Annotated in this window: 11 protein-coding genes; 8 read left to right on the top strand and 3 right to left on the bottom strand. The window is 41.7% G+C overall.

Annotated elements, in window-relative coordinates:
- The first annotated feature begins 134 nt into the window (after positions 1–134).
- Positions 135–698, top strand: coding sequence for a sigma-70 family RNA polymerase sigma factor (locus I5J82_RS15045; protein WP_198768531.1), 564 nt, complete (start codon positions 135–137; stop codon positions 696–698).
- Entirely contained in the window at positions 688–1,530 is an 843-nt protein-coding gene (locus tag I5J82_RS15040) for a helix-turn-helix domain-containing protein (RefSeq protein WP_198768530.1), read from the top strand. The genes I5J82_RS15045 and I5J82_RS15040 overlap by 11 nt, the downstream gene beginning before the upstream one ends.
- Positions 1,531–1,576: 46 nt before the next feature.
- Here I5J82_RS15040 and deoD read toward each other — a convergent pair whose 3' ends face one another.
- Together deoD and I5J82_RS15030 are read right to left on the bottom strand one after the other, a co-directional pair.
- Complete coding sequence (deoD, locus tag I5J82_RS15035; protein WP_144697518.1) at positions 1,577–2,287, bottom strand: purine-nucleoside phosphorylase; 711 nt, start codon at positions 2,285–2,287, stop codon at positions 1,577–1,579.
- A gap of 103 nt (positions 2,288–2,390) precedes the next feature.
- On the bottom strand, positions 2,391–3,563 hold the full coding sequence (locus I5J82_RS15030; protein WP_198768529.1) for an MFS transporter: 1,173 nt from the start codon (positions 3,561–3,563) through the stop codon (positions 2,391–2,393).
- A 556-nt stretch (positions 3,564–4,119) separates the two neighbouring features.
- On the opposite strand from I5J82_RS15030, the gene I5J82_RS15025 reads away from it, so the two are divergent.
- From I5J82_RS15025 to I5J82_RS15000, 6 genes are all read left to right on the top strand, one after another.
- A complete protein-coding gene (locus I5J82_RS15025; RefSeq protein WP_198768528.1) occupies positions 4,120–5,898 on the top strand; it encodes a cache domain-containing sensor histidine kinase in 1,779 nt (592 codons plus the stop codon).
- A gap of 21 nt (positions 5,899–5,919) precedes the next feature.
- Positions 5,920–7,062, top strand: a complete 1,143-nt coding sequence (locus I5J82_RS15020; RefSeq protein ID WP_198768527.1) for a response regulator — start codon at positions 5,920–5,922, stop codon at positions 7,060–7,062.
- A 38-nt stretch (positions 7,063–7,100) separates the two neighbouring features.
- On the top strand, positions 7,101–8,375 hold the full coding sequence (locus tag I5J82_RS15015; protein ID WP_198768526.1) for an ABC transporter substrate-binding protein: 1,275 nt from the start codon (positions 7,101–7,103) through the stop codon (positions 8,373–8,375).
- A gap of 310 nt (positions 8,376–8,685) precedes the next feature.
- Positions 8,686–10,143, top strand: coding sequence for a glycoside hydrolase family 68 protein (locus I5J82_RS15010; protein ID WP_198768525.1), 1,458 nt, complete (start codon positions 8,686–8,688; stop codon positions 10,141–10,143).
- Positions 10,144–10,250: 107 nt separating this feature from the next.
- Positions 10,251–11,795 carry a glycoside hydrolase family 32 protein gene (locus I5J82_RS15005; RefSeq protein ID WP_198768524.1) on the top strand — a complete coding sequence of 515 codons (1,545 nt, stop codon included), beginning with the start codon at positions 10,251–10,253 and terminating at the stop codon, positions 11,793–11,795.
- A gap of 338 nt (positions 11,796–12,133) precedes the next feature.
- The gene (locus tag I5J82_RS15000; RefSeq protein WP_198768523.1) at positions 12,134–12,481 is read left to right on the top strand and encodes a hypothetical protein; all 348 of its coding nucleotides are present in this window, start codon (positions 12,134–12,136) and stop codon (positions 12,479–12,481) included.
- 42 nt (positions 12,482–12,523) lie between these two features.
- Here the strand turns inward: I5J82_RS15000 and I5J82_RS14995 are convergent, their stop codons facing one another.
- Positions 12,524–12,724 (bottom strand): hypothetical protein, encoded by a 201-nt coding sequence (locus tag I5J82_RS14995; protein ID WP_198768522.1) that lies wholly within the window; start codon positions 12,722–12,724, stop codon positions 12,524–12,526.
- Positions 12,725–12,781 lie beyond the last annotated feature (57 nt).

Below are 12,781 nucleotides of genomic sequence, written 5' to 3'. Positions count from 1 at the left end.
AACCAAATGGTAGGTGGGAAGTGGAAATAATCAGCGTTGAATCTATTCTATTTTAATAGATTAAAAATGAAGTTATAAAAAAATGGACCTATACTTAATTCGCCATCGTCTATTATAGGAAGAGGGGGAATGAGATGGAAAGCGCTGAAAGTGAATTTAATTCAAAAGGGAATATACATAGCAAGGATGAACTGATTGTTTGGCTGATGAAAGAGTATGGAAAAAGTTTAGTGAGAGTTGCTTATACGTATGTAAAACAGGAGCAACTAGCAGAAGATATTGTACAAGAGGTTTTCGTGAAGTGTTATAAAAAGCTTCATCTATTTAGGGAAGAGTCTTCCTATAAAACGTGGCTCTATAAGATTACGATAAATCAATGTAAGGATGTTAGGAAAAGTTGGAATTTCAAGAATCTTATCTTTAACAACTTTTCAAGTTTTCAATCTAAGCCGAGCAATGATAGATCCCCAGAGGAACAGATGATGGTTTATGAAGAATCAAAACACATTTCGAGGATGGTTATCTCTTTACCGATTAAATTAAGAGAAGTCATTATCTTTTATTATTATGAAGAAATGAAAATTGAACAGATCTCTGAGTTGTTAGGTATCAACCGAAATACAGTCAAATCTAGGTTGTTAAGAGGCAAGCAGCAGTTGAAAAAGAAAATAGAGAGAGGTGATCAAGTTGGAAGATAAACTCAAAAACCTCAAAGAAAAGATGAACAGTACGCTATTAAAAGATTTAAATTTTAATGATAGACGTCAGAAAAATGTTTTACGCGAAATTAAAAGTGAGAAACCACTACTTATTAAGAAATCTTCTCTGTTTAGAACAAAAACTTGGCGTTTTGCTCTTAGCACTGTTTTTACAACTTCTTTATTGCTCATATTATCTCTGTTTGTGGCGGATCAATTGGAGCAGGCAGATAAAAGTGATAGAAATACCGCAAAAACTGTAGTGAATAATAAGAGTAATGTTATTGAGAGTATAAAGGATGAGTCTAAGGTATGGAGGGATCTTTCATCCGCTGGTGATTTGAAAAATCCGGACTTTGCAACGAATGTGAGAGAATGGGTACCACAAACTCTAGAGAGATTAGAACAACCAGTTCCTAGCAGGTACCCAGGAGCTGGTATGGATGAGGGATATGATATTTATTTAAAAGCAGAGATGCTTCGAGATATGTTAGGACCGCATATTCGAGTTGAGGGTGAGGATCTAAATAAAGACTTTCAAAACATACAAACACTTATTTCATATATTGGGCACCATCAATATGTTCGAACTGCGCATATTGATTCATATGGAAATGCTAAAGAAAAAACAGAATATATGGATGAATGGAAGCCAGCAGATGATACGTTATTTCAAGCGTTTGAGAACATAAAACATTTATTACATGATATTGATGTTGCCATAAATAAGGATGGCAGAGGAAAAACGTATGGAGTTTCTCATCAATTGGATGGTGAGAAAGTGAAAGAGTTTGAAAGGTTTATGTATGGAAGCAATAAAGTAGAACAGTAGTGAAAAAGTAGGAAAAGAGACCCGAAATCGGGCCTCTTTTTGTTTATTATTCTTGAGTACTCACAACTTCCAAAGCCATTTCAATCATATCGTTGAACGTTGTTTGACGCTCTTCAGATGTTGTTTCTTCACCTGTGAAGATGTGGTCACTTACTGTTAGGATCGATAGTGCGTTCACACCGTATTTCGCTGCGATCGTGTAAAGGGCTGTTGTTTCCATTTCAACTGCTAACACACCGTTATCCGCAAGCTTTTTCACGATATCCATGCTGTCACGGTAGAACAAGTCAGCTGTTAATACGTTACCTGCTTTAATCTTCAAGCCTTTTGCCGTTCCAGCTTCATACGCTTTTCTTAAAAGATCGAAGTTCGCGCAAGGAGCGAAGTCGATGTTCGGGAATGCCAAGTGGTTCATGCGAGAATCAGTTGATGCTGTCATCGCTAGGATTACGTCACGTACTTTTACGTCTTGTTGGATCGCACCACATGTACCAACACGGATCAAGTTTTTCACGCCATATTCACGGATTAACTCGTTTGTGTAGATCCCAATCGATGGAATCCCCATGCCTGTCCCTTGAACAGATACACGTTTTCCTTTGTATGTTCCTGTGAATCCAAGCATTCCGCGAACTTCGTTGTAGCATGTTACGTCTTCTAAAAATGTTTCTGCAATATATTTTGCACGAAGCGGATCCCCTGGTAATAGGATGCTTTCTGCGATTTCACCTTGTTTTGCGCCGATATGAATACTCATTTGTTCACCATTACATCGTTACGATTGTAATGGTTTCACCTCCTCAGGAATGGATAACTTACCAAAAATTTCTCTACCTTCATCATGCCATAGTTTTCGCAACCTAGCTAATAGTATGTGCAGATTCTTCAGTGCGACGTGCTTTTTTTGTCATAGATAGCACAGCTGTTCCGAGTGCTAAGATGATCAGCAGTCCGCCGACCGTAGCGTTGTTCTCGACAGATGCGTTCTCAATCACGATTCCGCCGATCATGGACCCGAATGCGATACCGAAATGAAGAGCTGAGTTGTTCAGACTCTGTTGAATGTCGGATGTTTCAGGTGATGACTCGATCAAATAGCTCTGCATCGCCGGCGTGATCGCCCAGCTAAGCATGCTCCAGATCACCATAACCACTAAAAATAGTGGAAAAGCAAAAGTTGTATAAGGAATCACAAAGATTGAGACCGCAAAAACAATAATAACGCCTAAAATCGTAGGTTTTGTTCCGAACTTGTCAGCAAGCATACCACCAATTCCGCCGCCAAAGACCGCAGCAACACCGAATATTAAGTATACGATGCTCACCCATGTTCCGTTAAGCCCTAACGTCATTTTTAAAAACGGAGTCAGGTATCCGTATAGCGTTAGGTGACCAGCTAAGAACAGGAATGATGTGATCTGAGCAAACAAGATTCGTCTATTTTTTAATGTGCGCAGCTGTTCTCTGATCGGAATTGCCGGTTTTGGAGCTAACGTATTCATGAAGAAATGCACACCGAGAATGGAAAGAACGGTTAGTGCTGTGATTAGGATAAATGGTGCGCGCCAACCGAATGCATTTCCAAGCATTAAGCCAACCGGAATGCCGAGTACGAGCGAAGCGCTGATCCCCATGAACACCACGCCGATCGCGCGAGCTCGATATTTTTCTTCCACGATGTTAGATGCCATCGTCACACAGAGTACGACGAGCAACGAACCACTGACCGCGGATAAAATTCGAGCTATGAGCAGCATAGAATACGTCTGACTTACGATAACAAGTGCGTTTCCTATTAGGAACACAAATAAAGAGATAATCGTTAGTCGTTTTCTCTCAATGTGAGCAGTTATCGTAAGCAGGATAGGTGCCGCGATGGCGAACACAAGCGAGAAGATCGTGATGAGGAGACCGGCTTTTCCGAGACTAACGCCGAGGTCCTCTGCAATCAGGTCAAGGATGCCGCCGATGATCAACTCGACCATCCCAACCACAAACGAAACAATCGTTAACAAATAAACACGTTTGTTCATATTTATCTACCTTCTTCTAAGTTGAATAATAAAAGTTACCCCTGTAATGGTAACTTATTTTGAGTGTAGTGGCAATACCGATAATGATGTTAAAAATAGGGTTTGAGGGAGAGGTGAGTTAGGAGTGGACAGTAAAAGATGTGAAGTGGTCAGTAAAAGTGTAAAAGTGGACAGTATTTCATTGAAAGTGGACAGTAAAATTCGAAAAGTGGACAGTATTTTCATGAAAGTTTACAGTAAGTGCTTGTAGAGGTACGGGTGCACCCCGAAATTACGTCTACATCCGAGCTGATCATATGGTTGGCGACTGTAATCTGTCGGATTCGAAGGTTAATCTGTCCAATTAGCCCCACAATCTGTCCATTCTCCAACATAATCTGTCCATTTCAGCTATTAATCTGTCCAATTTAAAATACCTTGCTGAAAACCTCTCACTGCCCATCCCCACAACAAACAAATCCTCACAAAACCACCCACCACCACGAACAACTAAAACATCCAAACCTCGTTTTGATTGCACAATAATAGGAAAAACTTCATGTAAAGGAGGTCGCGCGTGAAAAGTATACATAGTCGTTTGTTGCTTATGCTGCTCGGTTTTATTATCGTGCCGTATTTTTTAACGATTTTTCTCATTTATGCTTATACGAAGAACAGTGTTGAGGAATATGAACTGAATAACAGCCAGATGCAGCTGGAGAAAAATGCGGAAGACCTCCAACAATATTTTGATGACATGGTGAACCTCCCGTATATCTTGTATCGAAATCCAGATCTGTTCCGAATTTTTACGGAGGGGTTTGAAGACTCGATCTATTTTGATCAGGATTCTGTCGAGAAGAGTATTGAGACGTTTTACTTAACGAGAAACGAGATTCGCCAGCTCCGGTTTTATTTAAATGAAGGAAAAGAGTCGTTTACCGTTTATAACGCGACTGTTAGTACACGTAAACCGCAGCCGAATCTACTGGATCAAGAACACATTAAACAATTGTTTAAAACCAATAAAAATTATGTGATCGAGCGGCCACATGTGATAAAAAACTACAACAATGCGGCGATTATTCCAGAGTCAGACCGGACGAAGGTGTTAAGCATTCATCATAAAATAAAGGAAGTGCCGTCTGACAAGTTTCTTGGAATCATGACGATGGACATTAGTTTAGGTGAGTATTCAAAAATCGTGAGTAACTTAGCGGGGGAAAACGGGTCATCTGCCTATCTGATTAATGATCAAAACGAAATCATGTATGCGACGGATGCTTCATTAATAGGTAAGCGGGTTCCATCCGAGCTAAAAAGTCGGATCCAAAAAGGAACGACAGATAAAGAAATATCGTTAACAAAGACATTAGATGGACCAGTTGAAGACTGGAAATTAGTGAAAAAGACGCCGAGTGACGTACTGTTCCGCGATGTCCGGAAGACGGCAACCATCAATATAATCGTAGGACTTGGTGTTGGCCTTTTAGGTCTTCTCATGATTAGTTTCATCTCATATAAAATTTCTCGACCGATTCGAGAACTGAGTGAGAAGGTGCGCGGGATCGAAGGGGGACATATCGAGATTCCTTTTGAGAACGATCGACAAGATGAGATTGGGCACTTGGAACGACATATTAAAGACATGACGGATCGAATCAATCTTCATATTAATCGTGAATATAAGTTGGAAATTGAGAATCGAAGAAATCAATTTCGCGCGTTGAAGTCACAAGTGAATCCACACTTTTTGTTCAATGCTCTGCAATCGATCGGAGCGGTGGCTCTTCGTTCCAAGTCTCCGCAAGTGTATGGCCTGATAACCTCTCTATCTAAAATGATGCGTTATTCCATGCAAGCGAATCAGTGGGTGAGCGTGCAGAATGAAGTGGATTATATTAAGGCCTACCTCACTCTGCAACAGGCACGATTCGGAAAAGAGCTTCAATATTCGATGGAGTTTAGTGACGAGGTGCTCGAGAGTAAGATTCCAAGTATGATTTTACAACCGCTCGTTGAAAATTTTTTCAAGCATGTGTATGAAGAGGGCTTTTACGAAGCGCAACTGACGGTTTCGGGAGAGGTGAAAGGAGATTCTCTCTACCTAGTTGTTAAAAATAATAAAGGACCTGAAATTACATCAAGCGATTTAGAGCGTTTACGAGATAACATTTACGATTCAACAGCGGAAGGTACCCCTGTAAACGAACATATCGGACTGAAGAATATATATCAGCGACTGATTCTAAACTATGGCAAGCGAGCTGATTTCCTAGTGGATCAGCTGAATGGACAAGGTTTTTCGGTGACGATTGTCATTCCAAAAGATTCTAGCGATGAGCCCAGAGTTTAGTGACAGAAAGTAGGGAAACAAATGAAAGTGTTGATAGCTGACGATGAGTTCAATGTCCGCGATGTTATTCGGTATATCGGGAAATGGGATGAACACGGGATAACGGAGCTCTTGGAAGCAGCAAACGGAAACGAAGCGAAGAAAATCATCGAGAAAGAGCAGCCGGAAATTATTTTTACCGATATTAAGATGCCTGGCATGAGTGGCTTGGATCTGATTGAATGGCTGGATTCTATCTCGTATGAAGGCAAAGTAGTACTAATAACGGGTTACGATGATTATCAGTTTATGAGAAAAGCTATTCAGCATAACAGCTTCGATTATCTATTAAAACCGGTCGAGGATGAGGCGTTTAACAACGTACTGAAAAAAGCTGTTGCCGCTTATGATGAGGAAAGAAAGTCTCGTCTGTACCAAGAGGATGCGGTCAAGATTCGATGGAGTCAGACGATGTTAGCCGCTTGTCTCGGTGAGCCGGCTGACCTTGATTTCATCGCATCAAACCTGCCACCATCTGAAAAATATGATTTTACATTATTAACGTTCTATCAGATGCATCAGCCGACACCTTATATTGAAAAACTAGCTGATGAGTTGGTAGATCAGGAAATCGGGAACGCTGTAATGCTGCCGGGTGATAGTAACCAAAGTGTGCTCATCACCTTGCCGGAAGAGTGGTTTTTGGTAGAAGAGAGTTTGAGCCGTGAGCTTGATATACCGGTGCGCCTCGTAAAGTGCGAGCTGCAGTCACTTCAGGAGATTCACGAAAAATATAACGATCTCCAAAGTGAGCTTGAAAACCAAAACTACCGATCGATCCAGCGATTGGACGAACTTGAAGCGAAACAGCGCATGAACGATATTATTTCGTATGTTGAAACATACTACATGGAAGATATGAGTTTAGAGAGACTAGCGAACCGGTTCTTTTTCAGCCGGGAGCATATCTCTCGTAAATTTAAGCAAGAAACGGGCATGACGTTGTCCAAATATATAACAAAATTGAGGATTGACCAGGCGAAACGTTGGTTGAAGGAAAGTGATGAAAGCATCTTTTCGATATCAACGATGCTCGGGTATCAAGATGAAAAATACTTTTCTAAGCTTTTTAAAAAAGAAGTGGGTATAACCCCGTTTGAATATCGAAATGGTGAAAAAGCATAAGCTGAAAATTTTTATAGAAAGGGGTGATTCCAGAAGACATGAAAAAGCAGTATGTAAGTATCGGTATGATAATGATCCTTCTCGCGGGCTGTCAGACAGAGAGTGATACGAGGCCTAAAAAAGAAGCAAAGATAGAGAAAAAGGTCGTTCTCGATATTCGTAATCCGAAAGTAGAGATCGCTTCTGAATTTGAAGAGCTCGCGAAAGTATATGAAAAAGAAAATCCTGAGATTGATATACGGATTCGTACGGTCGGAGGAGCAGCTGATGATTATTCTGACTTGAAAGCGGAGCTCGCTTCAGGAAAGGGGCCGGATATTTTTACAAACACAGGGTATGAGAATGCTGAGACGTGGCTGCCGTACCTAGAAAATTTGTCAGATGAGCGATGGGTCAAGGAAGTCTATCCAGGTACGCTTGACGCGATCAAAATGGACGGAAACGTGTACGGAATGCCTATGAATTTAGAAGGCTACGGCTTTATTTATAATAAGGAGCTGTTTCAACGTGCGGGTGTCGAGCGAGCACCAGAGACACTTTCAGAGTTGAAAAAGGCAGCGGCGATGCTAGAGAAAAAAGGAATCACCCCGTTCGCAACCGGCTATTATGAGGACTGGAAGCTCGGTGTCCACTTATTAAACGTGGCTTTTGCGAGACAGAAAGATCCTGATGCTTTTATAAAAAAGTTGAATGCAGGTGAAGTTCAAATTCCGGATAACCCCTTGTTTCATGATGTGATCGATCTGTTGGATGTTACGCTGGAATACGGAAACGCCGATCCGTTAACGACGGATTACAACATGGAAGTGAACCTCTTTGGGAAAGGGAAAGCCGCGATGATTCTTCAAGGAAACTGGATTCAGCCGATGATCGATGAACGTGCTTCTAACCTGGATGTTGGATTTATGCCGATACCGATTAACGCCGATCCGACAGATCAGCTTGTGGTGAGCGTGCCGAACTATTGGGTCGTGAACAAGCAGGCAGATTCATCAGATAAGAAAGAAGCGAAGCGCTTTTTAAACTGGATGGTGAGTTCTGAAAAAGGGCAAACATTCATCACCGAGCGCTTTAAGTTCATCCCGGTTTTTAAAAACATTAAAACGGATGACTTAGGACCGCTTGCAAAAGAGACGATAGCCGCATACAAAAAAGGCAACACACTGGATGCTAACTGGAACGGTTTTCCCGCAGGGGTGAAAGAAGAGTTTGGATCTGCCATGCAGATGTATGTAGGTAAACAACTGACACGACAGCAGCTGTTGCGCGAATTTCAGCTTTCTTGGGACAGAGCACGTGAAACACAAGAGTGATGAGACTCCTTGATAAGGGGTCTTTTTTGTTGTGAAAGTGGTGGATCTCCCTTGCAGGGAACATGCAGTGAGCCACCTCGGTGTTTAGTAATTAATATTCTTACCTGTCTTGCATCTTACACAGTAACAACTTATCAATACAATGATGCTTTTCACCAAAACCATTTACAAGATATCAATTTAAGACGAAATCCTCATCAATCTATGCCATATCTACTTGCCAAAACCTCCCCTATACTTGTACTTGCAAGTCACAACAGATTGGAACTGCTAGATCAGTCCCAACGAAAATCACATAGGAGGAATACGTATGAACTATCGTAATATGGCGAAAAAAGTAGCTGTCGTATCACTCAGTACTGCGATTTTATTAGGAGGGGGCGCAACAACATTCGCGTCAGGTCAAACCCCTTCAGATTTTAAAGAAACGTACGGAACTTCACAGATCACGCGCTACGACATGAAGCAGATGATCAATCAACATAACGATCCAAAATATACGGTGCCAAAATTTGATGCATCAACGATCAAGAACGTAGAGTCAGCTAAGAAGGTTGACGAAAACGGCAAACAGATCGACATGGATGTGTGGGATACGTGGCCACTTCAAAACGCGGACGGAACGGTTGCTGAATATAAAGGCTATCACATCGTTTTCGGTCTAGCGGGTGACCCGAAGAACCCGAACGACACGTTCATCTACATGTTCTATAAAAAAGCAGATGACCAATCCATCGATGCCTGGAAAAATGCTGGACGTGTTTTCGAGGACGATGACAAATTCAAAGCAAACGATAAATACTTAGAGCGTCAATCTGAAGAGTGGTCTGGTTCTGCAACGTTCACCTCTGAAGGCGAAGTTCGTTTGTTCTATACAAACCGTGAAGCATTCAAGCCTGATCAAGACCGTTTCGGTAAACAAACGTTAACAACCGCACAAGTAAACCTTTCTCAACCAGATAGCAAAACGCTTGAGATCGACGGTGTAGAAGATTACAAGTCTATCTTTGAAGGCGGAGACAGCAAGATGTACCAAACGGTTGAAAAAGCATTCGGTGGTGGAGACTACAACGATAACCATACGTTCAGAGATCCTCACTATATCGAAGAAGACGGCCGCAAATATTTAGTATTTGAAGCCAACACAGGTACTGAAACAGGTTACCAAGGAGAAGAATCTCTTTATAACCAAGCGTACTACGGAAAGAGCAACGCTTTCTTCCAAGATGAAAAGAAGAAGCTTTTAGCAAGCGACAAGAAAGAAACAGCTGAAAAAGCAAACGGTGCGATCGGAATCATCGAAATCAACGACGATTATTCTGTGAAAAAAGTGATGAAGCCACTGATCGTATCTAACACCGTAACAGATGAGATCGAGCGACCGAACATCTTCAAAAAAGATGGCAAATGGTACCTCTTCACAAGCAGTCGTGGTTCTAAAATGACAATTGACGGCATTGATGACAAAGACATCTACATGCTTGGATATTCTGCGAACTCTCTAGACGGTCCGTTCAAGCCGTTGAATAAAACGGGTATCGTGCTGCACCAAGACCAAGATCCGAAAGACATCACTTGGACGTATGCACACTACGCGATTCCACAAGAAAATAGCGACAATGTCGTTGTAACAAGCTACATGACAAACAGAGGCTTTTTCGAAGATCGTAAATCAACATTTGCACCAAGCTTCGAGATGAACATCAAAGGCCCACACACATCTGTTGTGAAAAACAGCATCCTTGAACAAGGACAACTAACGAAGTAATAAAGATTTTTCTATCATTCAATTTTCGACCTACCCTACAAATCAACCAAAAGGAAATGCCAGAGATGGCATTTCTTTTTATTTAGGGATCACTAGGAGGTTAACCAATGTATAAGAATGACAAATGGCCATTATTATTTATTCTAAGTTTACTGTTTGCAGGCATGTTACTAGTGAATCATTTAGTGGAGGAATCGAGTAAGCCGGTTCCGAAAAAGGAGAACGATCCATCGTACCGGGCGGATTATCATTTTACAACGCCTGATAAGTGGAAGAACGATCCGCAGAAGCCGGTCTATTATAAAGGGAAATATCACTACTACTATTTGTATAACAAAGATTTCCCAGACGAAAACGGAACAGAGTGGCGTCATGCAACGTCAGAAGACCTTGTGAACTGGAAAGATGAAGGCGTGGCGATACCGAAATTTACAAATGGCAACGGAGATGTTTGGTCAGGTTCTGTAGTAATCGATAAAGAAAATACCGCTGGGTTCGGGAAGAATGCATTTATCGCAATTCTGACACAGCCTTCAAAAGACGGCGGAAAACAAAAGCAGTTTCTCTGGTACAGTACGGATGAAGGAAAGACGTTTAAACCTCATGGCGAGGATCCGGTCTTAGATAATCCGGGAACGAAAGATTTTAGAGACCCTAAAGTCGTCAGGGATAATGAGCGAAAAAAATGGATCATGCTGATGGCAGAAGGGACGAAAATCGGATTTTATGAGTCGGAAGATGTGAAAAACTGGAGGTTTACGAGCGATTTTCAAACAAAAGATATTGGGCTAGTTGAATGTCCTGATCTCTTTTTGATGCGAGCGGACGATGGAACGTTGCAATGGGTGCTCGGTGTGAGCGCGAACGGCCTCTCGTCTGGAAAGCCTAACACGTACGCGTATTGGACAGGAGATTTTAACGGAGAGTCGTTTGCCGTTGATCATGAGGAACCAGAATGGCTGGATCACGGCTTTGATTGGTATGGCGGCGTGACGTTCGATGAAAGAGAGAAGAGTGATCCTGATGCGAAAAGATATGCGCTCGCTTGGATGAACAACTGGAGTTATCCGCACGAAACGCCGACGATGAAAGAAGATTTTAACGGTATGGATTCAGTGGTGCGTGAACTTCAGTTGAAACGAGATGCTGATGCTGATCGGTATTATTTAGCGTCACAACCCGTTGCGGCATTAGATCACTTAACGAGTTATAGGGATTCATTCCAGCAGGTTAAAGTGGATGGAGAAAAAACGCTCGATGTATCTGGAGATTCGTACGTGTTAGAAACAGATATCAGCTGGGAAGACAGCCAGAATATAGGTTTAAGACTTCGAGAGTCCGAAGATAAGAACCGCCATATTGATGTGGGGATTCATACAGAAGGGCAGTTTTCCTACGTGAACCGATCGGCTGCTAACCAACCCGATAAAAGCGGTCAACATGTAGAGAGCAAAGCGCCATTTTCTTCTGAAAAACGAAATGTTCACTTAAAAATCCTCGTGGATAAGACAAGTGTGGAAGTGTTTGTAGATGATGGAAGAGTCGCGCACTCAAGTCTTGTGTATCCGGAGCATCATGATCAGGGAATAACGCTATTTTCTGAAGGTGGAGAAGCTATTTTTGAGAATTTACAGGTTAAGCATATAGATTGAGTGTGATTTTTGTGTGTAAGAGGGTTTTGTTAAACGTGTTTATACCTGCTATCGGTGGTTATGTGTGGTTTACAGGTGGTCGTGGGGTGTCTACCAGTGGTCACAGCATCGTTTCAGGTGGTTAGCAGCCATCTACAGGTGGTCACGCACCATTTACCGGTGAACGTGTAACAAATATAAAAACACGTACCGTAAAACCACCCACAACACAAAAGTAAAGCAACTTCCTAAGCGAAGTTGCTTTTTTTATATAACAAAAAGTCTACCAACACACCTTTTCGGAAGTAAATGTAAGATTTATAATAAAATCACAGACAGAAAAAAGGGGACATGAGGGTATGACGAATATTTTATGGACACTTTATCTTGGAATTCTAGGTACTCTTGCCATCGGCTATTTCATTAAAGGCGGATACAAGACTCACTCTGCGAAACTAGATTTCGTTATTTCAATCATTACGTGGATCGGATTGTTCGGGTATGTAACGAGCAATGAGCTCTTCACACCACTTCTATGGAAAGTTGTTTTCATCGGTGGATTGGTGTGGGATCTAGCGTATGGACTTAAGAAGTTTAATGAAGACGCAAACGAGATTCCAAGAGCCGCTCGCCCAGCGGTATTCGGTATTACGGCACTAATTATGATCGGTCCTCTCTATTATGGGCTGTTTCAATACGCGTTTTAAAAAGGAGAGGAGTGATCATCGCGATCACTCCTCCTTTCCATTTTATTTACCTTTCCCAGGTCCGACCTTGTGAACCACGGTCGAGATTTTACTGTTATCTGCTTCAGAGGTAGTCGTAAAAGTTAACTCTGTTGGCTTTGGACGGTTCTTCCCATCCGGAATCTTCACATAAACAGGAATGTATATGGACTGATTCAGCAGATGATTTTGTGGTTTGTACGGGCAGAAACCCTTTGTATTCAAACCTCCTCATGTTTTCTGTATTTAGGTTTTTTAGCTTTATTCATGGGAATACTACCC

Source organism: Fictibacillus halophilus (assembly GCF_016401385.1).
Classification (GTDB): domain Bacteria; phylum Bacillota; class Bacilli; order Bacillales; family Fictibacillaceae; genus Fictibacillus; species Fictibacillus halophilus.
This window is presented reverse-complemented; position numbering and strand designations above follow the sequence as displayed.

Coding starts and splice junctions, on each gene's coding strand:
- I5J82_RS15045 (WP_198768531.1), top strand. CDS start 135: ATGGAAAGCGCTGAAAGTGAATTTAATTCAAAAGGGAATATACATAGC.
- deoD (WP_144697518.1), bottom strand. CDS start 2,287: ATGAGTATTCATATCGGCGCAAAACAAGGTGAAATCGCAGAAAGCATC.
- I5J82_RS15030 (WP_198768529.1), bottom strand. CDS start 3,563: ATGAACAAACGTGTTTATTTGTTAACGATTGTTTCGTTTGTGGTTGGG.
- I5J82_RS15020 (WP_198768527.1), top strand. CDS start 5,920: ATGAAAGTGTTGATAGCTGACGATGAGTTCAATGTCCGCGATGTTATT.
- I5J82_RS15015 (WP_198768526.1), top strand. CDS start 7,101: ATGAAAAAGCAGTATGTAAGTATCGGTATGATAATGATCCTTCTCGCG.
- I5J82_RS15010 (WP_198768525.1), top strand. CDS start 8,686: ATGAACTATCGTAATATGGCGAAAAAAGTAGCTGTCGTATCACTCAGT.
- I5J82_RS15005 (WP_198768524.1), top strand. CDS start 10,251: ATGTATAAGAATGACAAATGGCCATTATTATTTATTCTAAGTTTACTG.
- I5J82_RS15000 (WP_198768523.1), top strand. CDS start 12,134: ATGACGAATATTTTATGGACACTTTATCTTGGAATTCTAGGTACTCTT.